At 33.4% G+C, this 16,455-nt stretch carries 12 protein-coding genes; 8 read left to right on the top strand and 4 right to left on the bottom strand.

Annotation, left to right across the window (positions count from 1 at the left end):
* Positions 1 to 36: 36 nt before the first annotated feature.
* The 4 genes from Z054_RS0123900 to Z054_RS0123885 form a co-directional block, all read right to left on the bottom strand.
* Entirely contained in the window at positions 37 to 1,449 is a 1,413-nt protein-coding gene (locus tag Z054_RS0123900) for a TolC family protein (protein WP_024772543.1), read from the bottom strand.
* Positions 1,450 to 2,802: an HlyD family secretion protein gene (locus tag Z054_RS0123895; RefSeq protein ID WP_024772542.1), complete on the bottom strand. Its 1,353-nt coding sequence runs from the start codon at positions 2,800 to 2,802 to the stop codon at positions 1,450 to 1,452.
* On the bottom strand, positions 2,795 to 4,468 hold the full coding sequence (locus tag Z054_RS0123890) for a peptidase domain-containing ABC transporter (RefSeq protein WP_024772541.1): 1,674 nt from the start codon (positions 4,466 to 4,468) through the stop codon (positions 2,795 to 2,797). The genes Z054_RS0123895 and Z054_RS0123890 overlap by 8 nt, the downstream gene beginning before the upstream one ends.
* 125 nt (positions 4,469 to 4,593) lie before the next feature.
* Positions 4,594 to 4,911: a hypothetical protein gene (locus Z054_RS0123885; protein WP_152538664.1), complete on the bottom strand. Its 318-nt coding sequence runs from the start codon at positions 4,909 to 4,911 to the stop codon at positions 4,594 to 4,596.
* Between the two features lie 709 nt (positions 4,912 to 5,620).
* Here Z054_RS0123885 and Z054_RS0123880 point away from each other — a divergent pair.
* The 8 genes from Z054_RS0123880 (at position 5,621) to Z054_RS0123845 (ending at position 16,455) form a co-directional block, all read left to right on the top strand.
* Complete coding sequence (locus tag Z054_RS0123880) at positions 5,621 to 6,100, top strand: glycine-rich domain-containing protein (protein ID WP_024772539.1); 480 nt, start codon at positions 5,621 to 5,623, stop codon at positions 6,098 to 6,100.
* A gap of 2 nt (positions 6,101 to 6,102) precedes the next feature.
* Positions 6,103 to 7,020, top strand: coding sequence for a hypothetical protein (locus tag Z054_RS0123875; protein WP_024772538.1), 918 nt, complete (start codon positions 6,103 to 6,105; stop codon positions 7,018 to 7,020).
* Between the two features lie 71 nt (positions 7,021 to 7,091).
* Entirely contained in the window at positions 7,092 to 9,467 is a 2,376-nt protein-coding gene (locus Z054_RS0123870; protein ID WP_024772537.1) for a TonB-dependent receptor, read from the top strand.
* A 16-nt stretch (positions 9,468 to 9,483) separates the two neighbouring features.
* On the top strand, positions 9,484 to 10,668 hold the full coding sequence (locus tag Z054_RS0123865; protein ID WP_024772536.1) for a DUF4374 domain-containing protein: 1,185 nt from the start codon (positions 9,484 to 9,486) through the stop codon (positions 10,666 to 10,668).
* Between the two features lie 7 nt (positions 10,669 to 10,675).
* The gene (locus Z054_RS0123860; protein ID WP_024772535.1) at positions 10,676 to 11,374 is read left to right on the top strand and encodes an ABC transporter ATP-binding protein; all 699 of its coding nucleotides are present in this window, start codon (positions 10,676 to 10,678) and stop codon (positions 11,372 to 11,374) included.
* Between the two features lies 1 nt (position 11,375).
* The gene (locus tag Z054_RS0123855; protein WP_024772534.1) at positions 11,376 to 12,812 is read left to right on the top strand and encodes an ABC transporter permease; all 1,437 of its coding nucleotides are present in this window, start codon (positions 11,376 to 11,378) and stop codon (positions 12,810 to 12,812) included.
* Positions 12,809 to 14,248, top strand: a complete 1,440-nt coding sequence (locus Z054_RS0123850) for a DUF3526 domain-containing protein (protein WP_024772533.1) — start codon at positions 12,809 to 12,811, stop codon at positions 14,246 to 14,248. Before Z054_RS0123855 ends, Z054_RS0123850 begins: the two co-directional genes overlap by 4 nt.
* Positions 14,245 to 16,455 (top strand): DUF5916 domain-containing protein, encoded by a 2,211-nt coding sequence (locus Z054_RS0123845; protein WP_024772532.1) that lies wholly within the window; start codon positions 14,245 to 14,247, stop codon positions 16,453 to 16,455. The genes Z054_RS0123850 and Z054_RS0123845 overlap by 4 nt, the downstream gene beginning before the upstream one ends.

The raw sequence follows: 16,455 nt of genomic DNA, 5'->3' as shown, positions 1-16,455 counted from the left end.
TTTTCTAAAATCTGTTGTCACTTACTCAATTTTTGTTTAGATAGATACTCCCAAAGTATTATACAAGCCAGCTGTCGCCATAAGTCGTTTAATGAGCAAAGTATTTTCTTTTAATTGTACATCAATTAATTTTTGTTCTCGCAAGTTTATAATAAACAATGAGCTTTCTCCTAAAAAGAATTTACGTTCTTCTGCATTAACCAATGCTTTATAATCTGTGACTATGTTTCTTACTAATTGATTTTGTTTAGTAAGCGAATTAATCTCGGCATATACAGCATCAATTTTATTTTGAAGAGTAATCGTTGTCGATACACGTTCAAGATTGGCATCTTGTAATTTCAAATTAGCCAACCGTAAATCTCCTCTTGCTTTGCGCAAAAATAATGGAAAACTAAAATTAACAAATGCTTTATAATTCTCTGTATTAAAAGTACGTGCCTGATCTATTTTTGATGTTAAGAAATTGTACTGAACACTTATTTTAGGCAATAACTTATTTAGTTTTAAGGAACGCTCTACTGTGAGCCCATCAATTTTGGCATCAAGGCTTAATAATTTAGGATGATTACGAAGTAATCTCGAAGTATCTGTGATGCCTTCTAATAAAAGTGAAGCTTCTAAAGTATTTAGTTTTGGCAATACGGGAACCACTTCTTCCCGAATCTCCATTGGTATATCATGTAACCACAAATAATTGCTAACTATTAGAGCAGCTTTTCTTCTTTTTAAAGAAGCTGCTTCTAGATTAAGTTGCCTGTTTTGTGATGCAATTCTGGCTTCAGTAATGTCAATAGCTGCTTTTTCACCTATTTCAACACTACGTTCTATGGCAATAAGACGCACATTTGCATTTTTAAGAAAAGTTGTATAAATAAGCTCTTCATTAGTAGCTTTTAACCACTCTAAATATGCTACACTAGCTTCGAACAATAGCGTATTAACAAGTAAATCTCTATCTGCTTTGGCCTGCTCTCTAAAAAAACGCGCTTTTTTAAGTGAGGCCATACGTTCGTTGATCAAAAAACCTTGGGCTAGTGAAAATGAGACACCTGCACTATACAATCCACCATCAGGAACAGTGTGATCAGGATTCAGAAATTCACCCGTATTCTCTTCAAAATTTGCTTTGAACTCAACGCCATACCAAGTAGGTATTTTAAAGGTAGCATTTAGTTGATCGTAATATTCTGTGTTTTTAAATTTCTTTCGATCATAATCTACTTCAATTTTCGGATCAAATCCACCACGTGCTTTTAACAAATTTGCTTCGCCTACACTCAATGCAAGTTCGGCTTGTTTCATTAATGGGTGGTACTTTTTTACATAACCCAAATACTCTTCAAAAGAAAGTGCATTCTCTAATGAAACGGGCATGGTTTGGGCTGTTACTATTTCAGAATAAACAAAAACAAAAAGCAGCAATGTATATTTTAAAAGTGTCTTCATTTACTTCTTATCTTTTTTAACTTGTCCATCTTCTGGAGTGTAATAATTAGGAGGAAAACCATTAAGTTGTCGCCATAATTCGTACCAAATAGAGACATCTTCTAATAAAGCAATGGTGTATGCTCCTGAGCCTACACGAACATTTTCGGGCCATGAATTTTCCGTATCATCCGGGGCTATGAGGATTCTAAATTTTCCATTAACGCTTATAAAGGTTTCTATCGCAACAATTTTTCCTGCATAGGTTCCATAAGATGCATTGGGCCAACCGCTAAAAAAAATAGCAGGCCATCCATCAAACTGGACACGAACACTTTCACCTATATGCATTAACGGTAAATCGATAGGGTTTACAAAAGTTTCTACGGCAAGGTCATAGTTTGCCGGCATTATACCTACCAATTTTTCTCCTTCTTTAAACGTTTCACCTATACCTCCTTTTATAGCTTTATTTATATAACCATTCTGTGGAGCAGTGATATAATACATCTCATTACGTATTTTATAACTAGAGGATTGGTTGTCTAGTTTTGATACCTGCGCTTCTGCTTCGAATTGATTTGACTCGGCTGTAAAACGTTCACTTCTTGACTTTGCAATTTTGTTAGAATACTCTGCCGTTATACGGCTTATTTCTAGTTGTGCATTCATAACTGAATTCTGACTCGCAAGTAGTTTATTTTCTTGTGATATGAGTTTTGCTTGAGTTTCTTGTAATTTCAAGTGCTTTTTTTCTACATCCGTTACAGCCTTAAGGCCTTCGTTTTGAAGCGTTACTGTACGATCATACTGTTTTTGAGCAATATCAAGATTAGTCTTTGCTGCCTGAAAATCAATACTATCACTCTTTACTTTAAAGTGCGTTTGTTTTAATTTATTTCTAGCTTGAGAAAGTTTTAATGTGCGTTCGTTCATTAAGGCCCTCACCTGCCCTTTTAGTGTTTTAACTTTCTCTTGGTATGAAACGACCGAACGGCTTTTTGCTTCGCGTTGCTGATTAGTGTGCTCTACTAAACGAGGATCTTGATACTCAGTTTTAATTTCAGAAATAAAGAGAATGGTATCACCTTTGGTAACATAATCACCTTCTTTTACGTGCCATTTTTCAATACGACCAGGAATAGGTGATTGTATGGTTTGAGGCCGCTGATCAGGTGTAAGTGTTGTAACATAACCATTACCACTCACGTTTTGAGTCCAAGGTAGAAAAAGCACAATGATTAGTATAAGTGCAAATGCCCCTAAAAAGCGATTAAAGTACTTATTATGTCTTGGGGCAAAAGCTTTCGCAAAAGCGGTATATCCTTTTAATGACACTTTCTTATTTAATTGATTATAAGAGATATTAAGCATTGTTCTTATTTTTTGAGGTTATTTTTCCTTCTGAAATTTTAATCGTCTGATTACAATGAGTTTTCCAGTAATCATTTCGACTAGAAACAACTAATATCCAAGGTCTTTCTGGCCCGGTCAAATATTTGATTATTTGTTCTGTTTCTTCCTTTTCAAAATGCTCTAAAGGATCTTTAAGTAATAGTAATTTGGGGTTATGTATAATGGCTCTGGCCAAAACAATGCGCTTAGAAACTGTAAATGGTATTTGTTGCCCTTCAGGATATAGTATTGTGTTTATCCCATTTGGTTGTTGCTTAATGAACGTAAGTAAACCAAGTTCTTTAAGCACTGTATGTAAATGTTCTTGAGATACATCTTTTCTCCCAAATGTTATGTTTTCGAGTATAGTACCTTCAAATGGTAACTGTGAAGGAATTACCTGTCCTACATGTGAACGATATTTATTAGGCCAAACTCCTTTTATAGAGACATCATTCACATATAAAGAACCCTTGGATGGTGTTAAAAGTCCAGATAATATTTTTAATAACGTTGTTTTACCAGAACCAGAAGCACCTTCAAAAAGTATTCTATCCTTGTGCTCTATATTAAAATTAATATTGCTTAAAACTTCTTGACCTCCTGGTGTGATATATTTTAAATCATCGAGTTCTATATGTAATTCATGATTATTTATAAATGGGTCTTCACCGTCTTGAACTTCTAATTTTTTATCTACCACCTGCCCTATTTTTTCGAGTGATGTCAATACATCATAGAAAGGTTCTAACCCTTTTATCAATTTTTCTACAGAACTGAGCACTAGTAATATGATGATTTCGGCAGCTACAAACTGTCCTATATTCATTTGCTGGTTAAGTACTAATAAACCACCTATACTTAAAAGTCCTGCGGTCACTAATACCTTAAAACTTATAAGCTGAATAAACTGGGTTATCAAGACTTTAAAGTGATTTTCTCTTGCTTCTAGGTAGTTTGTTGTGAGATCATCGTTTCGTTTCATAGCCAGACTGGTTGTACCAGATAGTTTAAAACTAATAAGGGAACGTGATATTTCTTGTATCCAATGTGCTACCTTGTATTTACTTTTAGATTCGACAAGACTGGTTTCTAGACCTTTCTTTGCAGTGAACTTAAATACAATGTAAATGAGCAATACTAGCAAGAAACCATAAATGATAAAGAATGGATGATAGAACGAGAGCAACATTAAACCAAATATGATTTGTAAGACTGCAGCTGGAAAATCAATCAATATTTTGGATAACCCTTTTTGAATGGTTAGTACATCAAAAAAACGATTTGCTAACTCCGGTGGATAATAATTACTCAATTCTTCTATTTTGATTTTAGGGAATCTGTATGCAAATTCAAAAGAGGCTCTGGTAAAAATCTTTTGTTGCATATTTTCTAGAATGCGTATTTGCATCAATTGTAAAATTCCTTGAAATGCTACTCCCATTGTTACGAGAACCACAAGTACAATCCAGGAGGTAGACACCTGCGCTCCCTGAATAAGATTTATGATGGCTTGTATTCCTAATGGTAAGGTTAGAGCTACTAGACCAGCAAAAATAGCATAGTAAAAAATCTGACGAATATCTTTTTTGTCGAGTTCAAGAAGGCTTAAAAACCTCTTCCAGGGTGATATTATATTTTCCATTTAACTTATAATTTGGGTGTTAATGGTTTGGGATCAATATGTATTAATCCTTACTTTTTTATGTAATTTGAATGAAATGTTTCCTTAAGAATTAGGAAAGACATATGAAATAACTGAGGTCTTTTTTATGCCACATCAGGTGGTGGAATAAGGATTTCTATATAAAAACTACCATACATTTTTTGAGATGAATAGGTAGAAAGTCCTATGTCATATTTCAAAGAATGATTATGTACACTTAAAATCTGTAATTCGTTTTTCCCATCTTCCTGTTGCTCTTCTTTTTCTACATTTTCTTCGTCATCTACTTGAACTAATCCATAAGAAGAATCTGTAAAAAAACTTATGGTTTGAGCTAGAGGTTGAATAACTATAGCAAACAATACTACCAATATTGGGAGGCTTTTAAAAAACATTAGTATGTTCTTCCTATACAAATTCATTTTATAATTTTTAGTATGAGATCTTGGTAAAACGAACAATGATATTTTAATTATTTCAAAGCAAAGATATAATAGTAATACTATTAAATAAAAAAGTTTAACTATAATTTATAATAGTTAAACTATTATTTATTGAATTATTCTCCTAGTTGATCATCAAAAAATATCTTCACAATTTTCTTGCTAAAATTCATCTTTTAAGCTCATAGCCATATACTTATAAATTGGAGAATAAAACAATCTAATTGGGAACGTATAGAAATTTGGTAGTATCAAAAGCTCTCTTTTTACGTGTTAAGAACCTAATTCTTAAAGAGTTTACAACATTTGATTGATCAAATAAAGCAGTTTATGGTTTTGATGATTTACACTAAAACTTTGTAGGCCCTGTAGAACAGAAGAAAGTCATTTTTTAACATTATTTTAAATGCAACAACATTGCATCTGACATGTGTATCCTATATATTGCAACAATGTTGCAACAAAGGGCGAGCCGAAAACCTTAAAAAACAGAGTAGGTATAATCTTAATTTATTGTAATCATGCAAATTAAAAAAGAAGCGCTAATCTCTCAGATTCTAGCCGAAAAATCAGCTAATCCAGTTGGAGGTACACATTGTAGTAACTGTGGACATTGTTCATCTACATTGTAGATATCTATTGCGGTAGTATGATAAATCGTACTACCGTTTTTCAATAAGATTTAAGCATGAAAAGGTTAGACAAAAAACAATTAGAAAATATTCTTCAGTTTAAAAATGAAGACATTATTTCGAGGTTTAATGATATGTATCAGATAGAAACCGAAGAAGTAAATGATATTTTTAACGAAACACTCAAGTTTTTATTCATAAGTCAGATTCCAGGAGTTTTTATACCAGATGATCTTTTAATTATCGACGAAATGTGGCATAATATGATTCTTTTTACTCCTCAATATCACGAGTTTAGTAAGGAATACTTTAACACAACTTACTTTCATCATGTTCCTGCTTCAAAAAAGGAAAAAGAAGATCGTACAAGAAATATGATGAAAGACCCAGAAAAAGCTAAAAAAGAGTATTTGCAAAAGTTAGAGTTTTTACTATCTGTAACCTATGATTATTTAGGAGAAAAAACGGTTGAAAAATGGTTTAGGAAGTATGCAAACCAATATAGTAAAGAACAACTTAAAGCGTTAAGAAAATAGCCATGAGTATTTTTCCAAAAAGAGCTATCCCTGGTAAGACTGTTACTATTCACTGGAACTTTAATATCTCTGCCTTAAAAAATGTACATGTGTTTCCTTGGGTTAGAATAGGTGTCAAAGACCCTAACGGAAATGTTACTATGCTTTTTGAAGAACATGTTTTGGGATTACCAAACCCCATAAACGATGTAACACAAGAGAAAGAACAATCACTTAAATACTTAAATAAAAATGTTCCATTACTGTTATTAGCAGATTATTTGAGTGGAGCTTGTAAAAGAGAACAATTAATACAAATACTCAAGAATATTCAATCCGGAAGACACTATTATTTTACATATACCATTCCTAAAAATGCACCTTTAGGCAAATACACACTTATTTCAGAAGTACACAGTTCTGGAGAAATAAAGTATTCTAAAACGGCAGTTGATGATTTCTTTTTTGTTGAAAGAATAACACTGAACAATATTGTAGAAGGAGAAAAAAAGAACGCTGTAGTTATAAATCATTCACCAGAGAAAACTCCTATAAAAATCGTTGAATGTTACCAAAACAAGCAAGGAGAATTAAAAACTAAAGTACGTGTTTTTGAAATTGAGCCTCTTCAGAAAACAACAATAAAACTTTCTTCAAATAAAGAATTCTTATTATACAATGAAGAAAGAGAAGTACTCCCTCTAACTACCTCATCATCCTATTTATTAAGAAATCAGCAGGTACTCGAAATTCATAAAAAAGATGAAAAAACCTATTTGCTAAAGAAAGATAAAGATGAAGCCTATCAATTAACTACTGAAACAAAACAACTGTGGGAAAAATCAAATGGTTTATTTCATAAAGATGAAATGTCAGAGATAGAAAAAGCAATTTTTAAAGAAATGAGTTCAGAAGAGTTGATTCAGGAAATCAATTTATAGCAAATCACGCTCTATCCTTATTGAAAAATCGAAAATATAATCAAATACAAAAAATAGTTTACTCCTTATATATGCAATATATCTCATATTTTATATTTGTTTTTTTATTAATCCCGCAAGTTTCTTTAAGTCAAGAAGGAGTAATTTCTGGTACCGTAACCAACGAAAAAGGAGCCCCTTTATCTGGTGCCCATATATATATTTCTGAAACAAACAAAAGTACGGTAACCGATAATTCTGGGGTTTTTAGAATAGAGCACTTAACATTCTCAGACCATCAAATTGTAATTTCACATATAGGATATCAAACACAGCAAAAAACGATAACACTACTTAAAAATCAACCCGAAATAAAAATAACAATTCGCCTTGCTAAACAACTTGATGAATTAAGTGAAGTAACAGTATTGAGTACATCTGAAGCAACAAAAATTAGAAATAGTACAACTGCTGTGTCTCTAATAGAAGCTAAAAAAATTAATAACAGATCTGTCACTACATCTGATCTTTTAAGCACAGTCTCTGGAGTACAAATAAGACAAAGCGGAGGAGTTGGAAATGCTACAGAAATCTCTATTCAAGGATTAAGTGGCAGGCAAATAAAACTATTTGTAAATGGGGTTCCCATGGATTTTTTACTACCCGTAGAAGAGTTAGGAATAGGTCCCTCTCTGGCTATGCTTCCTGTTAATCTTATTAAACGAATGGAAGTATATAAAGGAGCCGTTCCTGTGAGTATGGGAGCAGATGCACTAGGAGGTGCTATTAACATAGTGACAAGAAAAGAAAAGTTTGATTTTCTTGAAGTATCAGCAGCATACAGCTCATTTAATACATATAAGACTACAGTAAATGCAAGAAAAGTAATGCCCTCTGGGCTAACAGCTGGATTGACAGGCTTTTACACCTATTCAGACAATAATTACACATTACATGATGTAAACCTTATTAATGAACAAGGTAATCCAGAATCAATTTCTGCAAAGAAGTTTCATGATGCCTTTAGAAGTTATATGATTAAGGGAGATATAGGGTTAATAGATAAACCTTGGGCGGATCAAATAACTCTTAATTTTTCTTATGCAAATCTATATGATGAGATTCAACATAATTTCGAAATGAGGCAACCGTATGGGGAAGCACTTAACAAAGTATCTGCACATAATACTGCATTACAATATGAAAAAAAAGACCTCTTAAGGAACCTTGATGCCAATTTATACATGGGATATAATAGAATCATTACCGATTTTAACGACACAACACTTAATATCTATAATTGGAGAGGAGAAGTTATTGGCCAGAGAACATCTGGAGGTGAGATTACACCTTCTCAAAATAAATTAAAACTTAACGGAGATAATATTTCAGGAAGAATTAACCTTAACTATAACGCTAATACTACCACCCGATTTCTCTTTAACGGTGTGACTTCTTTCTTTAAAAGATCAGGAGAAGATCCGGTTGCAGCCGCATTTTATGGGCAAGACTACTATAAAAACTCTGTACATATCTATAAAGCTACTAGCGGTATAGGTGTAGAAAAAAACTTTCTCGATAAAAAAATAACAAGCCATAGCGCTATAAAATTATATCACTATACCGCAAAAGGTTTTGAAATTAACAATAATGAAGTCGATGAGATAGAACAGCAAAAGACAGAATTTGGAGCAAGCCAATCTTTTTCCTGGAAATTTGGTCACAACGTATTAAGTAAATTATCATATGAATATGCCACAAGATTACCCGACAGAATTGAAACTTTAGGAGATTTTAGTATTGCTGTAGCAGCCAATCCCAATTTAAAACCCGAAAGAAGTCATAATATTAATCTTGGTGGGAGTCTTAAAAAAGAAACATGGAGCATAGAAGCCAATGGCTTTTTTAGGGAAATAGAAAATATTATTATACTTCAAGCGGTTCCTCCTCCCGTTTTGAGTACTTACCAAAATTTACTAAAAACGAGAATTCTAGGAATCGAAGGTGAAGTTAGTATACAACCATTATCCTGGATAAACATTACACTAAATGGTACTTATCAGGATTTGAGAAACCGATCCAAAAAAGAAAATTCGGGAGTATCTAATGATCGCTATTTTGGAGCTCGCCTACCTAACAAACCATATCTATTCGGAAACGGAGAAATTCAAATCACTAAAAACAGTTTTATTAAGAATAATGACCGCTTACAATTCTGGTGGTCCACCCGATATGTAGAAGAATTTTTTCGATACTGGGAGGTCGATGGACGAAAAGAAGACAAACTGGTCATCCCAACTCAATGGCTTCATAATATAGGAATTGCATATACAGGAAGGCATAAGCAATATACTGTAACTCTCGAAACTCACAACATATTTGATCAACAAGCCTATGATAATTTTGGAGTTCAAAAACCAGGAAGATCATGGCATCTTAAAGTAAAAACCTCACTATTTAAATCATAATACAAAAACTAGAGTAATGAAAACGAACACATTAAAAAAAGCAGCACACATACTTTTTACAGGATTTATTTTTACAACAATAATTATACTATCAGGATGTAAAAGCGACGATAATTCTATTCCTCCAGAAGAGACGACAGTAAAAATAAATCATGGATTGGCTATAGTATCAGGTGCAGGAGATGTAAAGACCACATTCATACAAGGTCTTACAAACCTAAATAACTCTTCTATAGACAATAGCAGTAGTACAGAAGTAGGCCAATTCTCTTCTATATACTCTGATGGAAAATCAATGTTTACGGCAGGTTTTGGTGCTCCAGCAACTATGAAAAAATTTGTGTTTGATAAAACGGGGAAAGCTATTTTAGATCAAGAAATAATAATTCCAGGATCTAATTCTTTTTCTTCTCTCGAGATTCTTAATGAAACTACTGGCTATGCAACAGTTGGAGGCGGAATATCCAAGGTTATTCAATTTAACCCAACTACTATGAGAATTACGGGAGAAATAAATCTAAAAGATGCTGGCGATGGTCTTTTTTACTCTGATATGATTATAAGAGACACCTATCTATTTATCACTCTTAATGATTTTGGAGGATCAGGTATTGCCAAGATTGCCGTAGTAGATTTAAACACAAACTCCTTAAGCAAAATTATAACAGATGATCGTACAGCCACACTTTTCAATACGCTTACTTCTGAAATTATGACAGCAGACGCTCAAGGAGATATTTACATCCAAGCTTCAGGGTTGTTTAGTGATAAACCAAGCGGTGTTCTTAGAATCAAAGCAGGAGAAACAGAATTTGATAAAGATTACTTTTTTGATCTGAAAGCTGCCACTGGTAAAACATGTTTTGGGTTATATCATTTTGGTAACGGAGTGGCATGTACTACTATTTCTGAAAATGATGACAATTTTTTCGGTACAGACGGAGCCAATCCAGCTTTTAGGTATCGTAAAATTAATCTTTCCAACACTACCGATTTAGGAGATTTAGAAGCCTCTTTGCCTAATACTTTTGCAGCATCTCGTACATCATTTATGAAACAAGTTTCCGAAGAAGAAGTTCTTTTTGCCATTGCGGGTACAGAAGAAGATGCTTTATACAGTTTTGAAATTAGCTCTGGTACCGTTTCGAGAAAAATGAAAAGTAATAGTGGCTATATAACGGGATTGATCTCATTAAAATAATATAAAAATGCTTGAAGCAATTGATTTAACAAAAAAATTTGGAGATTTCATCGCTCTAAAATCTTTAAATCTTATCATAAAAGAAGGTGAAATTTTTTGCCTGTTGGGAGCAAATGGAGCAGGAAAATCTACTACCATTAATTTATTTTTAAATTTTATAGATGCCACTCATGGCAAAGCAATGATCAATAATATGGATGTCTCCAAGCATAAGGAAACCAAACAACTACTATCCTATATTCCTGAAAACCTAATGCTATACAAAAACCTTAGCGGGCTAGAGAATTTGCGCTTTTTTTGTGGATTAGGAGGAGGAAATCAAAGCAAAGGTGAGCTGGAAGAACTATTAGAACAATCAGGTTTACAAATAGATTTTATACACAAAAGGGTAAGTAGTTATTCGAAAGGAATGCGTCAAAAGGTAGGTATTGCTTTGGCAAGAGCACGAGGAGCAAAAGTATTATTGCTGGATGAACCTACGTCTGGACTTGATCCCAAAGCCAGTAACGAGTTTTCTGAATTGCTATTGAACATGAAAGAAAAAGGAGTTACTACATTAATGGCAACACATGACCTTTTTAGAGCAAAAGACACTGGTACACATATTGGCATTATGAAAGAAGGTATGTTATTAGAAAAATTTGAATCTAAAGATGTTAGTTTCCAGGATCTTGAAAAATTGTACTTAAAACATATGCACAATTAAAATGAAGAATCCAGTATTCCTGATTGCTAAAAAAGAAATACAAATTGCATTACGGCAGAAATTGATCGCAGCTCTGGCAATTGTCATCATGGGATTGCTTAGTGTAGCCTTATATGCAGGATATATAGCATACACACAACAACAAACCGTAGTAGAAAATGCACAAGAAAAAAGCAGAAAAGAATGGTTAGAACAAGGGGACAAACATCCGCACATAGCCGCACACTATGGGACTTTTGTATTTAAACCAAAAACCATTTTAAGCCTATTTGATTTTGGGCTGGATACTTTTACAGGGACTTCGGTATATCTGGAGGCGCATTATCAGCATGAGTTTATGTTTCGTCCGGCACAAGATCACAGCAGTATGATTCGGTTTGGAGAACTTAGTGCTTCATTGGTATTACAAGTACTAATTCCTTTGCTCATTATATTTTTGGCATTTCCTGCATTTACAGAAGAAAGAGAAAACGGAACTCTTAAGTTATTGGTAAGTCAGGGAGTTTCTTACACTCCAATTATTTGGGGGAAAATACTAGCATATTTAAGTATTCTTTTTGCTATAGTATTCCCATTTTTTGCCTTAGCGATTATTCTATCTACGGGAATAACAACTTCGGACAGTATTCCCGATCCCTGGCTACGTGTACTGTTTTTGATACTTATATATGCATTGTACTTGCTGATTTTTGTTTCTTTTTCAGTATGGGTTTCTATTCAATCATCAACGGGGAGAAATGCATTACTTACTTTACTAACCTGCTGGATTCTTTTTACCATTATTATCCCAAAAACAACGGCTAATTTAGGAGAAAGTCTCTACCCTCTACCCTCTATGAAAATTTATAGAGAAGCTATCCAAAAAGATATTAGAAATGGTTTAGACGGTAAAACTCCAAAAACTACTCGAGAGGAGCAATTAAAAAAGAAATATCTCCAGGAGTATAAAGTAGATTCAATTCACAAATTACCATTAAATTTTGAAGGAATACGTATGCAAGTGGGAGAGGATTATGGAAACAAGGTATATGATATACATTGGAAAAGATTAATAAAAATTTTCGATAAACAAAACCGTATCAGCAGTCTATCAAGTTTTATCACTCCATATTTGTCTATACGTAATGTATCTATGGGGCTTACAGCCACAGATCTCCATACTTCTATTCATTTTCAGAAAACAACAGAAAAGTACCGCAGAGAATTAATCCGGAAAATGAATCATGATATGGCTCAAAACTCCAGGTATGGAGAGTTTTATGAATATAAAGCAAGTAAAAATTTATGGAAAACAGTCAACGGTTTTCGTTATAAAACAATGCCAGTGTATAAGATACTACTACTATATCGAATAGAACTACTGTCATTATGTTGTTGGGCAATTCTCATTTTTTTCCTTCTAGGATATTCATCCCGTAAAATCAAACCAGTATTATGAATAGAGTAACCATAACATTATTACGTTTTGAGTGGGTTTCTTTTACTCGAAATATTTTCCAAATAGTAATGCTGGGGTGCACTTTTTTATTAGGGCTTTATGCAATCTATTATGGGCAATCAGAGATTAAGGTACAGCGAGAAACTATTAAAGATGTTATAGAAATTGAAAAAACAGAATTTCATCAATATCAGGCAAGTTTTAAAGAAGAGTTGGCTTCTGTAACACAAAAAAAGAAACTAACAATTGCATCCGATCCAGCTTACGCATGGCATAGACATGGATACCATGCCATTTTACATCCGCATGATTATGCTGCTTTAGCAATTGGACAATGTGATTTACATCCATTTTATTATCGTCTTACAGGAATGAGTTTACACTATCAGCTCTTTGAAAATGAGATAGCAAATCCCGTAAAGCTATATGTTGGTAATTTTGATTTGTCATTTGTTCTAATTTACCTCTTTCCGCTATTAATTATAGCCTTTTCTTATGACTTATATTCAGGAGAAAAAGAAAGTGGAGTATTACCTTTATTACATATTCAAACAGTAAGTATTAGAAAAATCATTATAATACGATTAGTTTTTTATTTCTGTCTCATCACGGGATTAGCGCTACTCATTTCTTTTATTGGACTTACTACTTCGGGTAATATTATGATTTCAGAAAATAGATTGGCAACTCTTTTTTGGTTACTGGGAGTCATTGTCTATTCTGCATTCTGGTTTGCGATATTGTTTTGTATCGTAAGTTTTAAAATGAATTCATCCTTTACTGCTATAAGTGCGGCTGGAGTATGGCTACTATTCCTTATCATAATACCTGCGGTACTCAATGTTTGGATAACTGCTAAATACCCTACAAACAGTACATCACTTGCAGAAATCACCCGTAGAACAAGCCTGGAAAATGAGGAAGATGAAAATGAAGCAAAAGAAGTCATCACCGAATTTTTGGCACATAACCCACATCTTAAGGATTCTGATAGTCTGATGCATAATAATACACTGGCAAAAGCATATGCAGCATTAACATCACTAAAAGATATGCATAGCAAAGAGGATGTAGATCACTATAACAATCAAATATATCAAAGAAATCAATGGACCTCGGATTTACATTGGATAAATCCCGCGGTAAATATGCAAGGAGTATTTATTCACATTGCCAAAACAGATCTTAATACCTTTCACCAGTTTCATACTTCTATTGAGTTATTTCATCGCAATATTTCAGATTTCTATTTCCAGAAACTATTTTGGGATAAACCTATACAACCTGAAGATTATTCTCGATTACCATCTTTTACCATACAAAGAGATGAGGTAAAATGGAGCACTCTTATTTTATTAGGAATAGCAAAGGTTAGTATCGCAATGATTTTGTTTTTTGTGATAGGCTTTATAATAATGAAAAAAAAGAGAATATGAGAAATTCACTTTGTGTCATAGTAATTATTATGCAACATATGATCGGTATTGCACAACATACAAATCAAAATTTTCCACCCCCTAGTGACCCTCCCGAAGTTTTTGCAAAACGTGTTAAGGGTTCCATAAAAATCGATGGGAAACTAAATGAGTCTGATTGGCAGGAAGCTCCTGTTACTAAAGATTTTTTTAGAATGGAACCCCGACAGGGAGGAGCTTATACTTATAAAACCGAAGTACGTGTTTTATTTGATGAGAAACAGTTATACGTAGGAGTGTTTTGTGAAGATTCATTAGGAAAAAAAGGAGTTCGTGTACAAGATTTAAGAAGAGATTTTAGTGATGGTGAAAATGATATTTTTAGCATACAATTAGATCCTCAAAATCTCAAACAATACTGTGTTTCTTTTCAGACAACTCCGTATGGTAATCAACGAGATTTACAGAATTTTAATGATAATAGTACCGATAATGACTGGAATGCACTTTGGTCTGTACGTACTCATAGAACCGATATAGGGTATTATGCAGAGTTTGCGATACCTTTTACTTCTATTCGATATGATACACAAAAAAAAGAAGAAGATATTACCTGGGGAATTACGTTTAGCAGATTAGCAAGAAGAGACTATGAACGAACCGTTTTCCCTGCTATTCCTCAATCTTTTTCTCCCTACAGAATGACATATGCCGCACAATTAAAAGGATTAGAACTTCCCAATTCGGGTGTTAATCTTCGCGTAGAACCTTATTCGTTATATCAATATACTACTACCAATAACAAAGGAGAGAAAAACTCTGAAGGTAAAATAAAATTTGGAGGTGATGCAAAATGGGCTATAAGTTCACGATCTGTTTTGGATGTAACTGTTAATACCGATTTTGCTCAAGCAGATGTAGATAGAGCTGTTAATAATCTTGGTCGGTTTAATATTTTTTTCCCAGAGCGAAGGCAATTTTTTTTAGAAAATTCAGGAATCTGGGCTGGAGCTTCCAGTAATTTAATTCGTCCTTTTTTTAGTAGAAAAATAGGGCTCGAAGGGAAATTTAATGCCATTCCCGCTCCAATCGATGTTGGAACACGTTTTACAGATAGAAATGATAAGCGCACTCTGGCCGGGTTATATATTCATCAAAGAAAAACGGATAATACCCCCAACGCTAATTTCGGAGTATTTCGGTATCTACAGAATTATGGAAAAGAAAATAACGTGGGCGTTATGATCAATCATCGTTTAGATGAAAATAGCAAAGCATTAGATACAGATGAGAATAATAATACAACTGCAACGATTGATGGTCTGATACGAATAAAAAACAAATGGACGATTTCTTATCTTGCTTCGTCCTCATATGATGATCAAGCGAGCAAATGGGGACAAGCAGGAAGTGTTTTTTCAGGATATCGAAGTAATAAGATGTACTGGGGGTGGTCTACAGATTTTGTTAGCAAAGATTATAATCCCGGAACAGGTTTTGTTTTTCAGAATGATGTGATAAAGCATAATCCAGGTGGGTATTTTATTGTTAGGCCAAAAAAACTTCCTTGGATTCGTCGTTGGGACCCTGGTTTTTTTGCCAGTTATTATCATGATTTTCAAAATCCTGAAAAGTTTCAACAGGCAAGCTTGTATCTTTTTCCTGTATACATCTTTTTTAAAGATAACAGTTTTGTAGAATACTCTGTTACACCTTCCTGGCAAAATATAAATTTTGATTTTAATCCTTTAGGAATATCAATTGAAGAAAAAAGATATTTCTATACTCGACAGTTTGTACGATACAACTCTGATAGATCAAGAAAATTATCTGCTTCTTTCAAATACGAATGGGGAGGTTTCTATAATGGCCATAGAAATACAATTACGGCTGGTATGCGATATGCTCCTTTACCACATATTGCCTTAACCGCAGATTATGAGCATAATAATCTTAGGAAGATAGGTCTACAAAAAGAAAGTTTAGAAACCGATTTATATTCTGCCAGCCTTCGTCTTGCACTCTCCCCCCGAATGCAATTATCTACCTTTTATCAGTATAATTCATTTAATAAGCAAGGAAGATGGAATGCCAGATTTAGTTGGGAATACATGCCTTTATCTTTTATTTACCTGGTGTTTAACGATTCTCAAATAAAATCATCTCTAGACCCCATACAGAGCAATCAACAGTTCATTAGTAAAATTACTTTTTTGAAACAATTTTAA

This window comes from Aquimarina macrocephali JAMB N27, from assembly GCF_000520995.1.
Classification (GTDB): Bacteria; Bacteroidota; Bacteroidia; order Flavobacteriales; family Flavobacteriaceae; genus Aquimarina; species Aquimarina macrocephali.
This window is presented reverse-complemented; position numbering and strand designations above follow the sequence as displayed.

What these genes read in the sequence shown, in the direction of transcription:
- Z054_RS0123895 (WP_024772542.1), bottom strand. Translation starts at nt 2,802, where the DNA reads ATGCTTAATATCTCTTATAATCAATTAAATAAGAAAGTGTCATTAAAA.
- Z054_RS0123870 (WP_024772537.1), top strand. Translation starts at nt 7,092, where the DNA reads ATGCAATATATCTCATATTTTATATTTGTTTTTTTATTAATCCCGCAA.
- Z054_RS0123875 (WP_024772538.1), top strand. Translation starts at nt 6,103, where the DNA reads ATGAGTATTTTTCCAAAAAGAGCTATCCCTGGTAAGACTGTTACTATT.
- Z054_RS0123880 (WP_024772539.1), top strand. Translation starts at nt 5,621, where the DNA reads ATGAAAAGGTTAGACAAAAAACAATTAGAAAATATTCTTCAGTTTAAA.
- Z054_RS0123855 (WP_024772534.1), top strand. Translation starts at nt 11,376, where the DNA reads ATGAAGAATCCAGTATTCCTGATTGCTAAAAAAGAAATACAAATTGCA.
- Z054_RS0123885 (WP_152538664.1), bottom strand. Translation starts at nt 4,911, where the DNA reads ATGAATTTGTATAGGAAGAACATACTAATGTTTTTTAAAAGCCTCCCA.
- Z054_RS0123845 (WP_024772532.1), top strand. Translation starts at nt 14,245, where the DNA reads ATGAGAAATTCACTTTGTGTCATAGTAATTATTATGCAACATATGATC.
- Z054_RS0123900 (WP_024772543.1), bottom strand. Translation starts at nt 1,449, where the DNA reads ATGAAGACACTTTTAAAATATACATTGCTGCTTTTTGTTTTTGTTTAT.
- Z054_RS0123860 (WP_024772535.1), top strand. Translation starts at nt 10,676, where the DNA reads ATGCTTGAAGCAATTGATTTAACAAAAAAATTTGGAGATTTCATCGCT.
- Z054_RS0123850 (WP_024772533.1), top strand. Translation starts at nt 12,809, where the DNA reads ATGAATAGAGTAACCATAACATTATTACGTTTTGAGTGGGTTTCTTTT.
- Z054_RS0123890 (WP_024772541.1), bottom strand. Translation starts at nt 4,468, where the DNA reads ATGGAAAATATAATATCACCCTGGAAGAGGTTTTTAAGCCTTCTTGAA.
- Z054_RS0123865 (WP_024772536.1), top strand. Translation starts at nt 9,484, where the DNA reads ATGAAAACGAACACATTAAAAAAAGCAGCACACATACTTTTTACAGGA.